Origin of the sequence: Mycoplasmopsis pullorum, from assembly GCF_001900245.1 — a bacterium.
Classification (GTDB): Bacteria; Bacillota_I; Bacilli_A; order Mycoplasmatales; family Metamycoplasmataceae; genus Mycoplasmopsis; species Mycoplasmopsis pullorum.
The window spans coordinates 439,279-460,276 of sequence record NZ_CP017813.1; the positions used below are offsets into that span (position 1 = coordinate 439,279).

The 20,998-nt window shown below is 28.1% G+C and carries 16 protein-coding genes and 2 tRNA genes; 14 read left to right on the top strand and 4 right to left on the bottom strand.

Going from position 1 to position 20,998, the window contains the following annotated elements; all coding sequences use genetic code 4:
- Positions 1–9: 9 nt before the first annotated feature.
- Together BLA55_RS01560 and BLA55_RS01565 are read left to right on the top strand one after the other, a co-directional pair.
- Positions 10–84, top strand: a tRNA-Cys gene (locus BLA55_RS01560).
- A gap of 5 nt (positions 85–89) precedes the next feature.
- Positions 90–166: transfer RNA gene (locus BLA55_RS01565), tRNA-Arg, on the top strand.
- A gap of 45 nt (positions 167–211) precedes the next feature.
- Here BLA55_RS01565 and BLA55_RS01570 read toward each other — a convergent pair.
- From BLA55_RS01570 to BLA55_RS01585, 4 genes are read right to left on the bottom strand one after another with little or no spacing between them, the layout of a single operon-like run.
- Positions 212–796: a DUF402 domain-containing protein gene (locus BLA55_RS01570; RefSeq protein WP_073372360.1), complete on the bottom strand. Its 585-nt coding sequence runs from the start codon at positions 794–796 to the stop codon at positions 212–214.
- A 29-nt stretch (positions 797–825) separates the two neighbouring features.
- Positions 826–2,781: an MYPU_1760 family metalloprotease gene (locus BLA55_RS01575; protein WP_073372361.1), complete on the bottom strand. Its 1,956-nt coding sequence runs from the start codon at positions 2,779–2,781 to the stop codon at positions 826–828.
- 51 nt (positions 2,782–2,832) lie between these two features.
- Positions 2,833–3,615, bottom strand: coding sequence for a 16S rRNA (adenine(1518)-N(6)/adenine(1519)-N(6))-dimethyltransferase RsmA (rsmA, locus tag BLA55_RS01580; RefSeq protein WP_073372362.1), 783 nt, complete (start codon positions 3,613–3,615; stop codon positions 2,833–2,835).
- Positions 3,615–4,415: a TatD family hydrolase gene (locus tag BLA55_RS01585; RefSeq protein WP_073372363.1), complete on the bottom strand. Its 801-nt coding sequence runs from the start codon at positions 4,413–4,415 to the stop codon at positions 3,615–3,617. Before BLA55_RS01585 ends, rsmA begins: the two co-directional genes overlap by 1 nt.
- Before the next feature lie 78 nt (positions 4,416–4,493).
- On the opposite strand from BLA55_RS01585, the gene BLA55_RS01590 reads away from it, so the two are divergent.
- The 12 genes from BLA55_RS01590 (at position 4,494) to BLA55_RS01645 (ending at position 20,996) form a co-directional block, all read left to right on the top strand.
- Entirely contained in the window at positions 4,494–6,398 is a 1,905-nt protein-coding gene (locus BLA55_RS01590; protein ID WP_073372364.1) for a M13-type metalloendopeptidase, read from the top strand.
- A 193-nt stretch (positions 6,399–6,591) separates the two neighbouring features.
- On the top strand, positions 6,592–6,738 hold the full coding sequence (gene rpmH / locus BLA55_RS01595; protein ID WP_073372365.1) for a 50S ribosomal protein L34: 147 nt from the start codon (positions 6,592–6,594) through the stop codon (positions 6,736–6,738).
- Positions 6,738–7,073, top strand: a complete 336-nt coding sequence (gene rnpA, locus BLA55_RS01600) for a ribonuclease P protein component (RefSeq protein ID WP_073372366.1) — start codon at positions 6,738–6,740, stop codon at positions 7,071–7,073. Before rpmH ends, rnpA begins: the two co-directional genes overlap by 1 nt.
- Complete coding sequence (yidC, locus tag BLA55_RS01605) at positions 7,054–9,051, top strand: membrane protein insertase YidC (RefSeq protein ID WP_073372367.1); 1,998 nt, start codon at positions 7,054–7,056, stop codon at positions 9,049–9,051. The genes rnpA and yidC overlap by 20 nt, the downstream gene beginning before the upstream one ends.
- Before the next feature lie 362 nt (positions 9,052–9,413).
- Complete coding sequence (locus tag BLA55_RS01610; RefSeq protein ID WP_073372368.1) at positions 9,414–12,596, top strand: putative immunoglobulin-blocking virulence protein; 3,183 nt, start codon at positions 9,414–9,416, stop codon at positions 12,594–12,596.
- A gap of 52 nt (positions 12,597–12,648) precedes the next feature.
- Positions 12,649–14,070 (top strand): MSC_0624 family F1-like ATPase-associated membrane protein, encoded by a 1,422-nt coding sequence (locus BLA55_RS01615; RefSeq protein ID WP_416389229.1) that lies wholly within the window; start codon positions 12,649–12,651, stop codon positions 14,068–14,070.
- Entirely contained in the window at positions 14,060–14,563 is a 504-nt protein-coding gene (locus BLA55_RS01620) for an MSC_0623 family F1-like ATPase-associated protein (protein WP_073372370.1), read from the top strand. Before BLA55_RS01615 ends, BLA55_RS01620 begins: the two co-directional genes overlap by 11 nt.
- Complete coding sequence (locus BLA55_RS01625; RefSeq protein WP_073372371.1) at positions 14,563–15,474, top strand: MSC_0622 family F1-like ATPase gamma subunit; 912 nt, start codon at positions 14,563–14,565, stop codon at positions 15,472–15,474. Before BLA55_RS01620 ends, BLA55_RS01625 begins: the two co-directional genes overlap by 1 nt.
- Positions 15,474–15,962 carry an MSC_0621 family F1-like ATPase epsilon subunit gene (locus tag BLA55_RS01630; protein WP_073372372.1) on the top strand — a complete coding sequence of 163 codons (489 nt, stop codon included), beginning with the start codon at positions 15,474–15,476 and terminating at the stop codon, positions 15,960–15,962. Before BLA55_RS01625 ends, BLA55_RS01630 begins: the two co-directional genes overlap by 1 nt.
- Positions 15,941–18,100, top strand: a complete 2,160-nt coding sequence (locus tag BLA55_RS01635; RefSeq protein WP_073372373.1) for an MSC_0620 family F1-like ATPase-associated subunit — start codon at positions 15,941–15,943, stop codon at positions 18,098–18,100. Before BLA55_RS01630 ends, BLA55_RS01635 begins: the two co-directional genes overlap by 22 nt.
- 2 nt (positions 18,101–18,102) lie before the next feature.
- Positions 18,103–19,632 (top strand): MSC_0619 family F1-like ATPase alpha subunit, encoded by a 1,530-nt coding sequence (locus tag BLA55_RS01640; protein WP_073372374.1) that lies wholly within the window; start codon positions 18,103–18,105, stop codon positions 19,630–19,632.
- Entirely contained in the window at positions 19,632–20,996 is a 1,365-nt protein-coding gene (locus BLA55_RS01645; protein ID WP_073372375.1) for an MSC_0618 family F1-like ATPase beta subunit, read from the top strand. The genes BLA55_RS01640 and BLA55_RS01645 overlap by 1 nt, the downstream gene beginning before the upstream one ends.
- The last annotated feature ends 2 nt before the right edge of the window (positions 20,997–20,998 follow it).

Here is a 20,998-nt window from a genome sequence, read left to right on the forward strand (position 1 = left end):
TCGATATATGGCACCATAGCCAAATGGCCAAGGCATGAGTCTGCAAAACTTTGATTACGGGTTCGAATCCCGTTGGTGCCTCCATAATTGCGCTCGTAGCTCAACTGGACAGAGTGTTAGGTTACGGCCCTAAAGGTTGCGGGTTCGACTCCTGCCGGGCGCGCCATTTCATTAATAAATGACCAAAAAATCCTGATGTTGAATCAGGATTTTATTTTTGTTTTTTTTGTTTGATTTCATTAAAATTAAAGTTTATTATCTTATCTTCAATTGCTTTTTTTAAGTAGTATTCAATTATTTTATCATTAAAAAAATACTGATAATTATTATACATCTCAGTTAAAACAGAAAGATTTTTGTAAACTGCATTTTTGAGACTTTGTGGATATTTAAACTTTTTGCTGTTTGTAAAAAATTCATCACGATCAACAATTTTTAAATCTTTATGCGGATAGCATTTCACATCTAGATCATAATCTACAAATTTTAAAGTTTCATCTTCAAAAATTGGTGTTGATGCTAGATTAATATACGTATAATGACCATTTTTCTTAAGTAAAATAAGGCCATTAAACATATTTTTCTTTGAAAAAAACCATATTACAGGTTCTCGATATACCCAACCTTTGCCGCTTGATTCAGTAACTTTTGTTTTAAATAAAATCAAAACAATATGGTTTTGGTTATTGTATAAAACTTTCGCTTTATTTCATTGTCGATATAATTGTCCATTATATTTATAAGCTTGGACCGTTATCATTTTCCCGACTTTCAGGTTCGGAAATTTTCTTATCATTAGTCATAATCCTTTTCTGACCGTGATGCTTAAGAATTATAATGTATTTTTACTTTATTATCTTTTTTTTCTAAATATGCGACCTTTTTTGATGATTGATCATTAATCGATCTTAAATTAGTAATAACTTGGTTAGGATTGATAGTAATTTCTTCATCAATTACTTCATCTTCATCAACTACATTATTTTTATTCAAATCATTTCATCAATAAATTGGTTCGCTTAAATCTAATTCGTTTAAATCAACAAAATCTTTAGTTACATAATATAAATATTGGTTTTGTGGTTTTAATTTAACTTCTTCGTAGTTCTTTTTAAAGAAATCGTTTTGGTTTGCAAAGAAGCGGAATTCAGCGTGTTTTTCAAATGGTAAAGCTACTTTTTCACCTTTTTTATTTTTTAGCACAAAACCGTCATAATTTTTCTTTTCATCGAGATAACCAGTAAATTTAATTTTTGAAATTAAATCTCTTTGCTCTTGCACGGTAACATCTAATTTTTCAACTTTAAGTACACCAAAAGAATGATGAGCAAATATTGATGAAATATTATAACCATAGCTCATCGTGTTTAAATATAAATCATACAATTCTTTAGCTCTATTAAAGTTGTAAACGTCATTTGGATAAATATAGGTGTTGAAAGGTTTTTTAGTATCTTTATCTTCTTTCATATCTTCAACAACGACTGTTGAGTGTGTTAGATATGGTCTAATTTTTAAATAATCATTAAAGAATGCTGAGTAATATAAATTATATTGATCACTTTTAATCATGTTTCCATTTATATCTAAAGTATCAACATAATCTTTTCTGATAGTTTCAAGACCTTTTCAGCTGAAACGATAGTATAAATCACTTTGTGAAGTGCTCTTTTCAAAATTAATATCATCACGATAGTTTGTAAAAGGTGAAAAAGCAATTTTAGTTCACTCTCTTGAAACTAATTCATCTATAGAATAGTAATATTTGATTCTTTCTAAACTAAATTTAACATCTAAAAATTTATTGTTGTTAAAGATGTATTTTTTAGTTAAATTTAATTTATTTAATCTTTTATATTCTTCTTCATTAATTTTATATTCTTTGTTTGAAACATTCCACAAATCATTTAAACTGTAGTTTTTATAAATTAAAAGACTATTTTTATCTTCATTAACGATATTCTTATCATTAAAATTAAGAATTTTCTTAAATTCATTAATAAAATTTTTATTTCAACGATTATACAAATTAGGTTTTTCTGAAATGATTTTTTCACTTGTTTGATCATTATTAAAATTTAAACCAATTTCAGCATATTCATTTGCTCAATGATGCATATATTCATGAAAAATAGTGTTAATTAAAAATTTACATTTAACTTCAATTGAAATACCTTTATCAGTAATTGCTTCAGCATTAATGAAAATTTCACGTAAGTTTGGAACGTAAAAACCGTTGTATTGTTTACCAATAATTTCAAAATCATTAATATTGATAGCATTTAATGAAAAAATTTCAGGACCAAAAGTTACTTTTTGGTTAAATAAATAATCAAGTAAAATCAATCCTTTTTCACCAAGTAGATATCTGCGATTTCCATCTGTATCATAATATGCAAAATCACGATATTCTACTCCTGTATAAGGACTAATGTAGTAGTAATAATATCTTTCTAAACCTGTAATAGTGTTTTTTATTTCAACCGGAACACTATGCTCTAATGTTTTGAAATTGTTTATTTTTTCTAAATCGTTTTTTACATAAGGTTCTAATCAAGCTTCTGGTTTTATTTGAGAAGTTTGTGGTTCTAATTGTTCTCAATCATAGTCAAAAACATCAGATATTTTGCTAATCTCCAATTTAACCGGATCAGCTTTTTTATTTGTTGAACGACTGAAAAAACCAAATTCACATGATCCACTTAAAGCTACTAAACCAGTACTTAAAATACATAAAAAACCAATAATTTTATTTTTATATTTATTTATTTTCGAAAACATAAAAATATTATATTTTAGATAAACCAACTTTAAAATAAAAAAAGAACCATTTTATAAATTATCGGTTCTATTCTCAAGTAAATAATATAATTCATCAATTTCATAGATGTCTAATTGTTGAATTCTTAAATTATCATCATAACCTAATTTTTCAAACGCATTTTTTATCGCTTCTGTTGAATATTTTGTTTTGAGTGAGTAAGATAATTTTTTTCGTCTAGCTAAAAAACATAATTTGTAAAAATCTTTAAGTTTTTCAAAATCTGTTTTTTCTTTATCAAATTTTAATGTAATAATCGCACTGTCCACATTAGGAGCTGGAGAAAATGACGTTTTTTTAACAATAAACTCAATCTTTGGTGTACAAATCGATTGAACGGTAACGCTTAATTTTGAATATTCTTTCGAATTTTTGTTCGCAACAATTCGCTCCGCTACTTCTTTTTGAACCATTAAAGTTGCTGCTATAAAATTTTGACGGTAATCCAATAATTTAAAAATAATATCACTTGTAATATAGTAAGGAATATTTGCAATAACCAAAAAACCTTTAAAATCGCTAATGTCAGACTCCAAAAAGTCCATGTGGACAAGATTAAAATTGTCAGAAGTAATTTCTTTATTTAAAATATTAATCATGTCCCCATCTATCTCGAATGCAACCACTTCTTTAGCTTGTTTTACTAATTCTTTTGTAAGCGCTCCCCTTCCTGGACCAATTTCAAGAATTTTATTCCCCTCAAGTGGATGAATGTTTAATATTTTTGAAATTATATTTTGGTCGGTCAGAAAGTTTTGACCAAATTTTTTCTTTGCGTAAACTTCTTTTTTCATTATTTTAATTTAAATAACTCTCTTAAATTACTGTTAATTTTTGCAACAAATTTATCCATCCCCAGTCCTAAAAGTCCCGCAATATAGTATGTTGTGAAAATTACTTTGTTTGGTTCGTTCTTTTCGTTAGCATAAGGATGTGGTCGCAAATAAGGGGCGTCTGTTTCTACTAAAATCCGGTTTAGTGGGACAATTTTAATAACATCACGACCTTGTTGGTTACTTCCGTAGGTAACTGTCCCGCTAAAGCTAAAATAAGAGTCCAACTCAATAAATTTTTGTGTCCACTCAAGATTCCCGCTGTAAGTATGTAACATATGTTTGACCGGATACTTTTTAAGTAGATTGTATACATCTGCGTAAGCATTTCATTCATTTTCTTTGTCCCGAATGTGGATTACAACAGGAAGATTTAATTTTTGTGCTAGTTTCAATTGATTTTCAAAACTTGCTAACTGGTCTTCTTTTGTGGCTGCGTCTTCGTAGTAATAATCTAAACCTATTTCACCAATTCCGACAACTTTATCATTGATTAAGTGTTCATAACGTTCAAAATCATTTGCACCTTGACAATCTTCAGGATGAATTCCAATAACTGGTTTGATCATGTTTAGATGATCAAATTTTTGTGCAATTTCCAAAATTTGTTTGTTTTCTTTTGAATGTCCACCGTTTAAAATCATAAATTCAATATTATTTGCCACCATTTGCTCAATGATTCAATCAACATGAATTGGATCATAATATGTGTAGACTAAATGGTTGTGTGCATCTATAAAATTGCTTCTTTTCTTACTCATAATTTTTTAATTATATAATTTATTTATAACTTAAAAACAATATAATAATAAATATTACCAAAATAAAAAAGGAGAAAAATGGATAAAAATTTATTAAAAAACGACTTTTATGATGCGTTGAATAAAGAATGATTAGATAGTCACGAAATCCCTGCGGATCGCTCGTCTATCGGAACTTTCGTTGTTTTAGACCTAGAATTAGAAAAGTTATTAATTAATTTATCAAAAGGATGAGCTTCAGGTTCTAAAGAACTACCAAATGATTCTAGAATTCATGAATATGCTAAGTTTTATCAAATGGTTTCTGATTGAGAAACAAGAAAAAAACTTGGAATGGATCCGATTAGACCAATCATTAGCAAAATCGAATCATTAAAATCGTTTAGTGAAATTAATGAAAAATTTGTTGAATTAAGTGATGAAATTTACGGATTACCTTATTCTGTAGACTGTTACAACGATTTCAAAAACAGTGAAATCTATACAATGTGATTAGGTGTGCCTGGTATTATATTACCTGAGAAAAAACAATACCAAGATGAAAAACGAAAATCAGAATTATTAAATAAATATAGTGAAGTTGCAAGAAAATTATTAGTTAAATTTGGTAAAAACGAATCTGAAATTGACAGAATTATTGCAAATACACTTAAATTTGATGAATTGTTAGTTGCAATGCAACTTTCAAGTGAAGAAAGAGCGATCGTTACAAACTTCTACAATCCAACTGAATTAACAGTATTAAAAGAAAAATTTGGATTTGACATTGATGTTCATGTAAAACAATTAGTTAATCAAGATGTTGAAAAAATTATTTTAGGAAGTGCACATATTTTAGATAACTTTGGAAAAATTTTCACTGAAGAAAACTTTGAAATGTACCGTGATTTTCTTGTTGTTAAAAACTTATTCTTCTTTGCTAAGTTTTTAGATAACGATACAAGAATTTTATCTGGTGAATACGGAAGATTTGTTTCAGGGACAAAAGAAGCTGAATCTGAAGAAAAAAATGCACACAACACAGCTTTATCATTCTTTAATATGCCGGTTGGACAATATTATGGAATTGAATACTTCGGACCTAAAGCGAAAAAAGATGTTGAGAACATGATTCACAACATGGTACAAGTTTATAAAGAAAGATTAGAAAAAAACACATTTTTAACTCCAAAAACAATTGAAAAAGCAATTTTAAAATTAAACACATTAAACATCATGGTTGGTTATCCAGAAGAGATTGAACCATACTACGATGAATATAAAGTACAAACCTACACTGATGGTGGAAACATCATTTCAAACATCATTAATTTTGGTAAATTATCAACACGTTGAAACTTATCAAGATACAACCAAAAAGTTAACAAAAAACTTTGAGGTATGACACCAGCAATGATTAACGCATACTACAGCCCTACAACAAACTCAATCGTGTTTCCAGCTGGAATTTTACAAAAACCTTTCTATTCATTAGATCAAGATTCAAGTCAAAACTTTGGTGGAATCGGAACAGTTATTGCTCACGAAATTTCACACGGATTTGACAATAATGGTGCTCTTTTCGATGAAAAAGGTAATATGCAAAATTGATGAACTGAAGAAGATTTTGCTAAATTTAAAGAAAAAACTCAAGATGTAATTAATCTTTTTGAAGGTGTAGAGACAGCTTATGGACCATGTAATGGTAAGTTAACAGTTTCTGAGAATATTGCCGACATGGGAGGTTTTGCTTGTGCACTTGAAGCAGCAAAAAGAGAAAGTGATTACAACATTAGACACTTCTTCGAAAATTATGCAACAATTTGAAGAATTAAATATACTGATAAATTATCAAAATTATTATTACAAACTGATGTGCACGCACCAGCAAAATTAAGAGCAAATGTTCAATTAAAAAATAATCCAGATTTCCAAAAAGAATACAACCTTCAAGAAGGTGATGGAATGTATTTTAATTCAGAAAAAATGATCAAAATTTGATAATAATTCAAAATAAAAAAGATAACAAAAACCACTTATTTATAAATTAATAAGTGATTTAAAAGGTGTTATCTTTTTCTTTTATTTTTTGAATTTTTCACAAAAAAACTTTTATACCACAAAAGCATAATAAAAAAAGTATTTTTTAATATATAATTTATAAGCTTATTTTTATAACATGTAGAAGGAGGCGAAAATGAGTAAAAGAACTTACCAACCTAACAAACGTAAACACGCTAAAGTTCACGGGTTTAGAGCAAGAATGTCAACAGCTAATGGTAGAAAAGTGTTGGCAGCTAGAAGAGCTAAAGGTAGAAAACGTTTAACTGTTTCTGATAAATAATGAAAAAAGAGCACCGACTTAAAAAGAACTGAGAATTTGAAAAGGTAATGCGTTCAAACCATCAATTGGTTAATCGACACATTATCATTTATTATTTAAAATCAAATTCGTTTAAAGCAGGTATCACAGTACCGAAAAAATTCGCTGGTTCGGTTGGTCGCAACTTTTACAAAAGGCAATTACGTGCAATAATTCATGAATTGGACATTTATGATTTGAATTACCAATTCGTTTTTATTGTGCGTAAAGATTTTTTAACTACAGATTTTGCAGTTAAACAAAAATCAATTGCTAAATTAATGGAAAAATTAAGAAATGAAACAAAACAAAAATAACAGATCTCAAAAGTTTGACTATTTTACAAGAGGTAATGATCCAAAAGAAGTACGTAAGGATCGTCTTAAGAATTTTTGAAAATACACAAAAATTGTAATCTACGTACTTGTTGCTGCACTAACCCTAACAGGGTGTGTTCAAAACTTTACGCTCAAATCTTCTTCTCAAACAGGAAGTGGTGTCGAGCTTTATCGTAATTCTGATAAAATCGCACCAAAGATTAGTGCATTTGACACAAAAGAACAAAGTCAGACAATTTATAATCAAAAAGATAACACCAATTCTACTTTAAAACTACCAACTTTTAGTATTAATAATGATAAAAATTATTATGAAAGTAAAGCAGATATAATAGCGAAATTAAAAGCACAAACTGAAGCAAATAACGGTACTTATGGTGAATATGGTGGATATTCATCATCAGTTGCAATTTATAATGCTGATAAAGCTAATTTATCAAACGGAGACGCACAATATATTTATTCATTAAATGATAAATACTTATTTAAAACACAAAATTCAACAGAGTATTCTTCAATTTTCTCAGAAGATGAAATGAAAGAATTTTATGTAATAGCTCCAGTTGCATCATTTAAAGAAGGTTCAAAAAATCAAGTTGAAAAAGTACTTGATTGACAACCTACTAAACTAGCTGAAGGTGTTGATGAAAAAGCAAAATTTAAAAAGTATGTTTATTCAAACAATGCTAACGAAAATTATTTCGCATTAGGTCATATTGGTAAAGAATTAAGTATTAATCCACAAACTAAAGCAGGTGGATATGATATTTTGAGTGCTGACGCTAAAAAACAAGCTGATGCAAACATTAAATATGCAAGAGATGTTTTAAATCTTTTATATGTGAATTCAATCGCAAAATGAAATGTAAACGAATACTTCGAAGGTAAAGATATTAGTACATTTATTAAAGAAAATATGTACGATAAATTTGTTAACGGAGAAGAAGTTTCGTTAAATACAAATCAAATTGCATTAATTGAGTTATATAATAAAACAATATTTAGTTATTTAAACTTACTAAACATTAATGTTATTAGTGGTGGAGATTTTAATCAAGTCTTTAATAAAGATACATCAACATTTACTGATGAGTCAAAAAGAATGGTTGAATACTCTGCAATTAGTTATACATTACAATTACGTAATGATACTGCTCAAAAACCAGTTACATCATGAGCAAAAGCATGAGAATTAGGTCCATATTTCGGATTACTTGTTTATCCAATTAACTACATTACTCAATCATTTAGACAGTCATTTAGTAGCGATTTAAGCGGATGAGCTTCAATTATTTCGATTATTCTAGCAGTTATTATTGTTCGTTCAATCGGTCTCGCTTTATCATTCCGTGGAATTGTAAGTCAATCAATTCAAGAAGAATTACGTACTAAAAAAGCTGCAATCGAAGCTAAATACAAAGGTTTCGAAGATAACAAACAAATGAAAATGCGTAAACAAGCAGAAATTAGTGCTTTATACAAAAAACACAACATTAAACCATTAGATTCATTTGCTTCAATGATTGTGTCAATGCCTATTTTCTTCGCGATGTGACGTGTTATTCAAGGTATGCCTGAAATCAAAACTACTGTTTGATTAGGTATTAACTTCGGTTCAACATCATACCAAAAATTACTTGGTGGTGAGTGACAATATCTATTTATCATCATCACTGCTGTTGCAATTCAATTCGTTTCTCAATTCTTACCGCGTTATTTAAATAAACGAAGATCAAACGAAAGAATGACATTAGCTGAAAGTGAAGCACTTAAAAAATCAGAAAAAACACAAAGAATGATGTCGATTTTATTCTTGTTCTTAACTGTGATTTTCAGTGCTGGTGTTCAAGTTTATTGAGTCTTTGGTGGTATTTATACAATTATCCAAACTATTTCAATCCATGAGTTGAAAAAGACAAAATGATGAAGAACGAAATACTCACGTAAATTTTCTTAAAATTTAATCTAAAATAGGGAGTCAAATCTCTATTTTTTATTCAAAAAAGCATGTTAAAAACTTCCAAATCAGCTGAAAGTTTTTTCAAAAAAAAAAAAAAAAGTGGTCGAATATGAAAAAAATTTCCAGAATGAATGAAAAAATGCATAAAAATATAAAAAAATGATGAAAATATGTTTTTTTGCTGAAATAAGTACGAAAAAACAATATGATATATGTACATTTGATTTAAACTTAAAAAACACAAATACCAAAACGAGTGAATAAAAGTTTTTTGAGAGTAATTCAATCGACTTTTAAAACTCTGTTTTTTTTTTTTTTGGTAGGTTTTTTAAATATTTATATTTAAAAAAGGAGAAATAATGAACAAAGCAAAAAGAAATAAATTGCTTAAAGGTGCTTTGGTTTTAGGTGGAACTCTTACTACATCTGCTCTTATTACAAGTTTTATCTACTATGGTAGAGAAAAAAGTGACATAATCAAAAATAGACCTGTTTCAAAAACCTATGTTGATCCAACATTATCTGACAAAATTAACATCATCATTCGTACAGAATTCAATTCGATCACTGACAACAACGTAAAAGAAAAAGAAGCGACAAAATTATTGTTCATTTTTGAAGATGAAGTTATTAAGGTTAAAAGACTTGATATTAAGATTCCTGATGATGAAGAAGAAGCAAAAAAACCGATAATCATTGATATTACGAATGATATTCCAGAAGGTTATGAAATTGACAAAACCAAACATGAAAATGTAAATGAAATTGAGGTTTTCCTTGGTAAAGAAAACAAAATTTTCGTCAATTTAATTAAAAATATCAAGATTACAACTGTTAAATTCATGGATGGAGAAGAACAAGTCGGAGATAATGTTGAATTTGAAACTGAAAATTTAGATGAAATTAATGTTCAAGAAAAAGTACCAAAAGACTATAAAATTCAGGACGATTTTGACCTTTCGACCATCCTTTTAGGTCTTATTAATAAAGTTCCAGTGGTTAAATTAAGAGAAGAATTTAAAACAACATTGATTTATCGTACACTTAAAGAAGACACAATTTACATTAAAGAAGTTAAAACTTATGAAGATGAGTCAGTAGATCCAAACGAATATTTACCAGAAAATTACGAATTTGAGGAACACCAAGATCATGAACTTACTCCAATTGTCGATGGAGGGGAATTTGTATTTTATGTTAAAGAAAAACCTGATTTACAAACAACAACAATTAATTATGTGCTTGAGTCTGCATTAATCAAGACAACTCCAATAGTTAAAATTAGATATACAAAAATTACCGAAAATGAGATTAAATCAAATATTCCTGAAGGATACGACATTGTAGCTGAAAAATTTGACATAACCAAAATAAAACTTGGTGAAGTAAATGAAGTGCAAGTTTACATTCCAAGAAAAAAAGTTTACACTCGTGTAATTTACAAACTTAATGATGGTAATGTAATTAAAGATGTAAAACTTTATGAATGAGATAATGTTGAACTTTATGCAAGTTCATATGTACCTGAAAAATATAAATTAGTTGACGGTCAAAATCCGAACTTAGTGATTGGTAAAGAAGATTTAACTAACTCATATTTTGTTGAATTAATTGAAAAACCGGCTGTTACTCCACCTCCAGCAGAACCTGAAGAACCCGCAGAGAAACCAAAACCTCCTGTTGAAAATAATCCAAATGATGAGAATACACCTAATAATCAACCGAATTCATCTACGATAAATCAACCTAATACCGATTCTAATAATAACTCTAATACTAGTAGTTCAAATGAAACAAGTGGTGGTAGAGTTGTTTCGAATGGTGGTCGTTTATTAAATGAATCTGAGCTTGATGATCCGAATCCACCTAGTTTTGACATTCCTCCATCGAATCCTGTAACATTAGATTCATCTGATAGATCAAAACAACGTGAATACGTATTAAAGATGCGAAATCTTTCAGCAAAAATCAGAAGAGAAAAAGTAGATGTTAACACGATCGCGGAATTAATGCCTACTTTACAAGATTTCGAGAGAGAAAAAGTAGTTCAATGATTAAATGGCGAAAAATCACTCAAACAACTTGGTCTTGCAATGAATAATACTCAATTAGATACTGTCGCTGATATGAGAGAAGCAGCTGCCAATCAATGAGACGCTTATATTAATGATTACTTAAAAAATTTCGACAAATATATGGCAGAAGGTAAAGTTTTAATTCCACCAAAAAATTGATATGAACCATATCCGGTTTTAGGATTTGTTTCTGACGATAACAATCCTGTATATATTCGCAATAAAAAACTTAATTCAACAAAAAGAGGATTTAGATACTCGAATACTAAATGAGATAAGTATGGTAGATCGGGTGGAATGCAAGGACGTGGTGAATATCCTGGTTGAAAATCCACTAATCTTTCTGCTCAAGATTCAAGTTATAGAGCTCCAAGTGGTGAATCTAGAATATCAGAAAATGATGAGACACACCGTATAACGATTGATGGTGGAGGTATAGTAACATTCACTTATACACCTGAAAGTTCAAATGAAGCAGGTAAACAACAAGGTGAACAACTTATGGCGTTTATGGATGCTACTAATCCTAATGCTGTAAGAGATATTTTGACATACTTAAAAAAACATCCTAATATTTCAGGTTTATTCATTAGAAATATTGGATTAAATGATGCTAATCAAGATTTGAGTGAAATATTCAAGAATTTACCACTTCAAATCGATAAATTGACATTGAATTTTGAAACCACAAAAATGACAGGTCTTAAATACTTAAAAGACAAACGTTTAAAACAAGTTGAATTAGTTACAACTAAACCTAATATTAACGATAATATAGGAGATGTTAGTGGAAATAGATATGGTTGAGGAATCGATCCTATTTCTTTCTTAAATACGGAATTTGTCGCACATGATTATACTAATACATATGGTCACGACAACTACAATTCAATACAAGTACAATATGGTCCTATCCAATTTAACGTTATAAGACCAGGCGCTGGAAGTACTCTAGATGATGTAAATAAAGGTATGAATTTAGTTTTATTTGAACATAGAGATTGAAAAGTATTCAATGGTGCACATGGTGATCAGGGATGACCAATCAAAATTGACTTATCTGAAACTAATTTAAAATCACTCAAAGGTATTAATTTAGGTAAATACATATTCCGTGTTCTTAAATTACCATCAAATGGTAGTGTGTTTGAAATTAGTATTTCAGAATTCTGTGATAGTCAATTTGTCAAAGTTTTAGGAAAATGAGGTCCTACTGAAAAACCAAAAATTTTATTTGGTGATTCATCAACAACTAAAATTCATCTTAGTGGAGGAGCTGATCAATTCCATGGAGAATGAACTCATCAATTACAAGGTTTATTAGAAGGTCTTAAAAATGGTAGTCCCGCAGTAAGAACAATAATCGTCGACGATGAAGATGTTGCTGCAACACTAAAAAGCTCTCCAGCATATAGTAGTCAATTTAATGTTGTAGTCGGAGGAAAAGGAGGATACAATTTTGATTAGTCAAAAACTTAAAAGAGTTGCAAATTATCTAATTTATACCAACTTTAAAAGGTTGATTTTAATAATTTTCTTTATTGCATTGACGTATTTGATTTTTTCTCTAAAAACAATTTTGGATAATAGTAATCAAAATCAAACTTTTATAAATTTAGAAAATTTGTTTAATTTTTCGAATCCAAATTACAAAGCAAGAAATTTCATCTTTTTGATTAATTTTGCAATGTTAGTATTTACCTTTATTTATTGTTTATTTTCAGCTTATAGTGTTTGAAAATATTCATTAAATATATTTGTGATTTTAGCTATTTCGATAATTTTCATAATTTTAGGATTAGCGGGATTAAGAATATTATTTTCAATTCCAATCACATTCGACACTGGTAAAGAAGTTATTATCAATAATACTGTTTTAATCATTATTGCTTTATTTTTAAATCTAATAGTTCAAACAGGCTGAATTATTTGAAATAGAAAAAAGAATCCAATCGACAATAAATCGAATTTAATGTTATTATCAGGTTCTTTTATTAGATTTTTAATCGTTATATTCGGAATTACATTACTTTATATCTTTATTAGTAAAACAAATGAATCCGCAATTCCGAATAAAAGTTGAATCGACGTATTATTCACTGATCAAAACAGCAATTTTAGATTCTTTGACAATAACTTAAATGTTGTAATTAATCGATATGCTTTCTTATACATTTTAATTATTGTTTTATTAAGTTTATTTTCAATAGTTTTATCATTTTGACCTTATTTTTCAAACAAAAACAACGAACAAAAAGTAAAATTTATTTTAAAAAGTTTGCTCAATTTTGTTCTTTGTGCATCTGTTTCATTAATTATTTTTGCAACAAAACATTTAGGAATGAGTTTAGAAAATAATTTTGTGTTTGTTACCAAGAAAATTCAACACATTTATTATTTAATTTTCATCGGTAGTTATTTGATTATTTTGATAACACTAATCTTATTATTCATTTTGAGTAAAGACAAAATGAAAAAAATCAATTTAAACCGCTTTTTGATTTCCTTATCATTTTTCTTTTTAGTTGCTTTATGTCTTTCAATTCGGTTCGTTCAAAATCAACCATTTATCAATCTAATAGTTTTAATCTTACTAAATGCTTTTATTGCGAGCGGAATGATTGCGAGCCGTTTTATCGACAATGTCAAAAAATCAAAAAGCTTTTTACTTACAAACACTTTAGTGTTAATTTTAACGTTGTTTGCAGTCTTTTTCCAAACTTTAGACATCATTATTTCAGTTCATAACAATAATTTACTTTCGTCAATTTTCATTTTTATAATTCATATTTCAGATATTTTCTTAATTAGTGCCTTAATAATAATTTTTGCAGGATTTGTTTACCAAATTTATGAATGATCAAAATTACTATTCTATATCAAACGAAACGACCTTAGAGTTGGTAAAGAGAGAAAGGGAGAAAAAATAAATGTTATTTAATAAAAAAACCAAAAAATATTCTAAAGAAGAAATTGAGTATCAAAATTTAGTTTTTTCAACTTATGAAAAAGCAAGAGAATCAAAGAACTTTTTAGATTATTCAACCTTTACAAATGAGGTGCTTTTAGAATTGAATTTAAGTTCAAAAAATCCAATCTGAATTGAAATAACTGAAAAATCACAAGAACAAATCGAGACTCGTAATGAAATTGTGTTTAAGAATTTTATTATTAGTTTTGTTCGTGATACAAGATTCAGTTTACACTCTTTAGTTCCAACTTTAAGTCATGAACCTAATGTGAATTTAAAATCTTTAAATTTATCAATCGCTAACGATCCTGAAACCAACCACATCTTGCAAGAATTAAATAAAGTAATCGAAAAACTCTTAAATAAAGGATTTTTGGTCGAGATTGTACCGGAAATAATTGTCGAATACGATGTCTTGATTGATAAATATTCGATTTATTTTGGAAAGAAATTTATTAAATAATGCACATTAAAAAAATCAAAACAAAACTTAATAGTTTTTCGAAATTAATGAAAATAGTCGAGTCAAACAAGAATATTACATTAATTAACATTCTTAAATTATCTAAACAAATTAGTTTTTACTATGAAAGAGCATTAAGTTCAAAGAGAATAATTGAAAGTCTTTTAGGTTCGAATATAGTTAATAATCCGATTTTAAATGGTGAAACAACTTTTAATATCTTTAATATCAAAAAATCTAACAAGTTTTCAATTTCTAAAACAATTTGAATTTATGTAACTGAAGAAGAAAAATATTCAACTAACTCGTATTTAAAGTATGAAAAAAATCTAATTAAGAATATCAAAAAGAATGATTTGATAATTCCGATTGGTCAGCGAGCAATTAATTTTGCAACACAAAATAAATACAAAATTCTTTTTAGTCACAGTGAAAATCAAATTGATTATTTGGTTCACATTTTACCTGAGTTTCTTTTGGAATTTATGGAACAAAATGGATTCTTTAATATTAATTTTGTTATTAATTCAAGTAAAACCAAACAAAGTTTTCTAAGTGTTTTACCACTTTCGAAGATGGATTTTAACTTAAATGTTCGACATCTAGAAATGGAAAAAGAGATGAATATTAAAAGAATGAATATTTATCCAAATTTAAACAAATTTATTAATTCGGAATTAAATTCTTATTTAACTTATATGGTGTTTACATTACTTAATGAATCAGCATTAATTAATGAAAAATATAAATTAGTTGCTCAAAATCAAAAAATTCATGATTTAGAAAAGAAATACAAACAAATGCACTTGTCAATGCTACGTGGTAAACGGGAATTGGAAGTTGAACAACTTTCATTGTTAAGTTCGAAAAAAGATTTATTGCACACAGCGGGGAACTATAAGGAAGAATAATGAGTAAAACAGTACTTAAATTAGTATCACAAACATTTGAAATAGACAAAATTAACATTAATAAATTGGAATTTAACAATGATTTAAAAGATTCTTGAACAACCTTTACACCAAATTCTGTTGCCAGTTATACCAGAGTTCTAATTCGTATTCATACCACTATGCGAAATCGCAATCGAACTATTTATCTGATTTTAGAGAATGTATTTGCTTCTTATAAGGAAAATGAAATTGAATTGCGTTATTCAAATTCGAAATTAGAATTTTACAAAAACGCACAAAATAAAAATGATTTACCAGAAGTGAATAAAAAAGCAGTTAAAGAACTAAAAAATGAAATTGATTTATTGAATGAAATGCACAAAAATAATATTCAAACTGATGTTTCAATCGAAACTATATTCAAAAAAAGAGAATTATTTAGATTAACAGCAATTGTCAATTTCAACTTAAATAAAGGAGAAGAATGAAAAAGAATAAATGATTAATATTAGGTTCAGTCAGTTTATTTTCAACCTTTCCTTTAGTAATTTCTGCAAATCCTAGCACTGGGACAACTACAGCTTCACCAGAGGCAGATCAACCAACACAACCAAATGAAGAAGAAGTGCAACCTACTTTAGATCCAAATTTTGATTCTTTCAAAAAGGTTGTAGATTTGGAATTAAAGAGACAATTATCAACAATAATCGATAATAAAATAGTTGATTTAAGAAATAAAGCTAATGAGATTATTCGTAAGAGTGAAAAGGAAAAAACCGAAGAAATCATTAAAGCCATTTATTACCACAAAGTTGCTGACTATCTACAGAGAAAACGTTTTGACATTCTCGATGATCCAAAATCTTTTGGTTTTCAAATTATTTATCCCTACGTTATAGCTTTAAATAAAGATATTTACGTTTCGAATGTAATTTATGATGATCGTGAGTATGAAAATATTAAATTCGGTACGGTATTGGGGACAACTTACTTTGAAGATGATATTGCTCGCAAAGATGAATTCACAGTTAACATCAATGCTATGAGTTATGCAGAATTACAAGAACAGACGAGAAAATATTTTTCGGACTTGAATTCGCAATTTGACGAGATTTTTGTCAATGAAAGAGATATACCAAAATTAAAGAGTGAAAAACTAGAAAATAGTGATAATTCAGACACTACAGAAATTTTGTTTGATGATTTCTATAATGGTATTGAAATTACTTTACCAAATGGTTATAGTGAATGAGATGACTATGTTAAAGAGAAAATTGAAAAGAGGTTTTTACGATTTGACTTAGATAGAAACTCAAATTCAGATGCTGAAGAAACACCACCTGAAACACCTCCTGTTATTCCAGTCACGAATCCTAAAGAAGTAACAGATCCTTTAGATAATATTGATGCTTTTACCGAAAACGTCCCTAATTTAATACCTTATATTTCATTTGAATTTTGAGAAAACTTTAAACCTGAATTTTATGATGAGTGAAAAGCATTATCTGATAACAGCAATTTATCAGAGTTAAATTTAAGATTCAAATTTGAAAATTCTATTTTTACTCGTTATCATTACTCAATTATTGCACTTAGAAAAACAGAAGATAGATTAAAAGCTGTGGTTTTAATTCGAGATAGAAATAACTTAAGTATTTCACGTACATATGAAACTGAAATTTTAAAAGATGATTCAAAAGAATTTGCTAGATCTAAAGAAGCAGCAAATAAATTAGTCCGTGAAACAATTGTTAAATTTTACGATGCGCTTGGTATTGGTTCTAAAATTACACTTAAAAATTTAGGAAATCAAGAATTAATTTTATCTGTGTTTAATATGATCGTAAATCTAAATAAGATGATTTCGGAAAAAGATGATTATCACACAGAGCTTAAAAAAATAATTGAAAAATACAAAGATACTATTATCAAGTCAAATAAAGAAAAAGAGTTAACAATTGAATCGTCTGACTATATTAGAGATTTAATGAATCTATTTTTAGGTTCAATTGAGAGAAGTAGTTTAGTTGAAAATGATACTAATGTTGAATATCAATTTTTCGAATATCTTTACAATACCTATAAAAAAGTCGTTTTCGATGCTAAGGAAGGACTTGAGAAGAAAGAACTTAAACAAGAAATTATTAAAAAATTCCAGATGTTTAAGTTCGATTTAGCAACCTTGGATAAAATTTTTGAAATTTTAAACTTTGACCTTGACTACTGAAAAGGATTAATTAATTCTAACACCTTTAGTATTCAAGACAAGTACAATAAAAACGTTGAAGTGATTGATAAAATTCAAAATATTTTGATTCAGTTAGCTGTTTTAACAAATACTGATGAACTTAATCCAAATGACACGAATAATCCTAAAGTTATTGAGCTTAAAGAAACATATAATCGTGTTAAATCAACTAAAACGATCGGATATGTCGAAAAACAAAAGACACTTTATTATGTTGTTAGTGCTATTTTCACCTTATTAGGTTTGACCACTTTAATTAATTGACTAGTCTTAAGATTTAGTAAAAACAAAAAAATAAAATTAGGCAAAAAATATAGTTTTGTATTAATTGGAATTTCTGTAATGTCACTAGGAATTGCAATCGCTATGATTATTTTTGCTATTGGAGGAATTTAATAATGAAAAATCCTATTGTAACAGCAATTTTTGACTATGTTGTAGAAATTTCAGGTAATTATGAATATCAACAAAATCAAATTTTTTGCTTAAAAAATTCAAAACAAGATATCAAAATGATGTTAATTTCATCAACCACAGATCGAGCGTTCTGTCTTGCTAGTGCTGGGGTTAATGATTTATTAATCGGTTCAGAAGTTGTAGCAATTCATGAAAGTGAAAAAGTTAAAACACCAAAAGATATTTTTGGAAAGATTATTAACACTAATAATGATGTGTTATATCCAATTAATGAAAAATTTACACAAGGATATTACAAACATGAAAATAATATTTTTAACAATGATAATAAATTGTTAGATTATGAACCTTTAGAACAACAACTTTATACAGGATACATTAATATTGACTTATTAATCCCGATCGGTCGGGGACAACGTGAGTTGATTATTGGGGACCGTAGAACTGGAAAAACTCACATTGCATTAAATACAATTATTAATCAAAAAGGTAAAGGTATTAAATGTATTTATGTAGCTATAGGACAGCAACAATCGCAAGTTACAGCTGCTTATAAGTTACTTAAAGAAAATGGTGCAATGGACTACACTATAATTATCGATGCTTCATCAAGTAATCCATATGAGCAATATTTAGCACCTTATATCGGTATGACACATGCGGAAAATATTTGCCCCGAAGAAGATGTTTTGATTGTTTTTGACAACTTAACTAACCACGCAAATATTGTTCGTGAAATTGCTTTATTAACCAATAAACCAGTTGGAAAAGAAGCATTCCCTGGGGACATGTTCTACACTCACTCTCGTCTTTTAGAACGTAGTGGAAAATTTAAAAACAAATATTCAATTACAGCTTTACCAATTATTCAAACAGTTGAAAATGACATTACTTCTTTAGTTGCTTCGAACGTTATTTCTATTACCGACGGTCAAATCGTTACTAATTCCGAATTATTTGCAGCAGGTAAAATTCCAGCTGTGGACATTGATTTATCAGTTAGCCGGATTGGTGGAAATGTTCAAAAAGCACATATTGCTCGTGTTGCATCTGAAGTTGGTAAGTTATACAAATCATACAAAAGACAAATTAAATTATCATCACTTAAATATGACTTAAATGACGACATTAGTCAATTGATTTCAAATGGTATTTTAGCTGAAAGAATGTTTATCCAAAAAGGTGTTTCAAGCTACTCAGAAAATGCTATGTTTATGACATCGAAATTAGTGACATGAGGTTTCTTGAGTGAAATTAAAGACTTGCCATTAGTTTTAAAATTTGTTGATAAATTTATTGAGAAAAACAAACAAGCAAATGAATTATTCAATAATCTATTATCGAATAAACAAAATAATGATGAAATTGCAAAAAATTTCTTTAAATATTCTTTAGATCAATTTTCAAAAGCTAATAAACTAGATTGAAAACTTAATTCTAATGATAAATTTTTACCTTTAGATCAAAGCAAATTAGTTGAAATTTACAATGAAATTACAGGAGTTAAATAATGAGTGCAAAAATAAGTAAGATTTGAAGTGATGTTGTTGAGATTACTTTTGAAAATCAAGAGTTACCAAAAATCAACCACATTATTAAAACCGAAAATGATTCATCTTCCTTAATGGTTAAAAAAATTGTAAATGATAAAAAATTGCTTGCAATCATCGTAAATAGTGAAGAAGCTTTGAAAATTAATCAAGAAGTCTTTCCAACAGGTAAATCATTTATGGTACCAGTTGGTCAAAAAGCAAAAGGAAATATTTTTGACATTAATGGTATTTCTTTAACAGATAAAAAAGACAAACACACATATGTAGAAATGGATTCAACCATTATTGAAAATTTCGATTATTCATTTGCACCAACAATTCTTGAAACTGGGATTAAAGCAATTGACTTCTTTATCCCTATTTTAAAAGGTTCGAAAATTGGTATTTTTGGTGGAGCCGGGGTTGGTAAAACTGTTTTAATGAAAGAAATCATTTTTAACCTTTCAAAAAACCAAAATAAAACTTCATCAATTTTCATTGGTGCTGGTGAGCGTTCGCGTGAAGGGGTTGAATTATATCAAGATTTAGTTAAATCAGACTTGATGGATAATTCTATTATGTATATTTCACAAATGAACGAAAGAGCTGGAGCTAGAATGTCAATTGTCCCAGTTGGGATAACTGCAGCTGAGTATTTAAGAGACAATAATAAAGAAAATGTTTTATTATTTATCGATAACATTTTCCGTTTCCTACAAGCAGGGAGTGAAACAGCTGTTTCATTAGACAAAAAAACATCGATTGGTGGATACCAAGCGACATTAAATACAGAAATATCACAAGTTGAAAATAGATTGTTCACTAACCAAAACGGAGCAATTACAAGTTTCCAAACTGTCTTCCTACCAATGGACGATTTATCTGATCCATCAGCAGTAGCGGTGTTTAGTCACTTAAATGGTTCGCTGGTGCTTTCTCGTGAAGTAGCATATAAAAATATTTATCCTGCTTTTGATCCACTTGAATCGACATCAACTAGTGTGGATCCAGTTATTATTGGTGAAAGACACTATAATGCGATTATAGAAGTTAAAAAAGTATTCCAAAGATATAAAGAATTAGAAGATGTTATTTTAATCCTTGGTATGGAAGAATTGGACGATGAATCTAAGATAATTGTTAAGAAAACTTTGCAATTACAAAACTTCTTTTCACAATATTTCTTTATGACTGAACATTTCACACATGAACCAGGTGTGTATGTACCTTTAAATGAGACAATTTCGTCAGTTGAAAGAATTTTATCAGGTGAATTTTTAGATGTACCTGCTCGTGCATTTTTATACATTAAATCGGTTGATGATATTAAAATAGGTGGTTAATC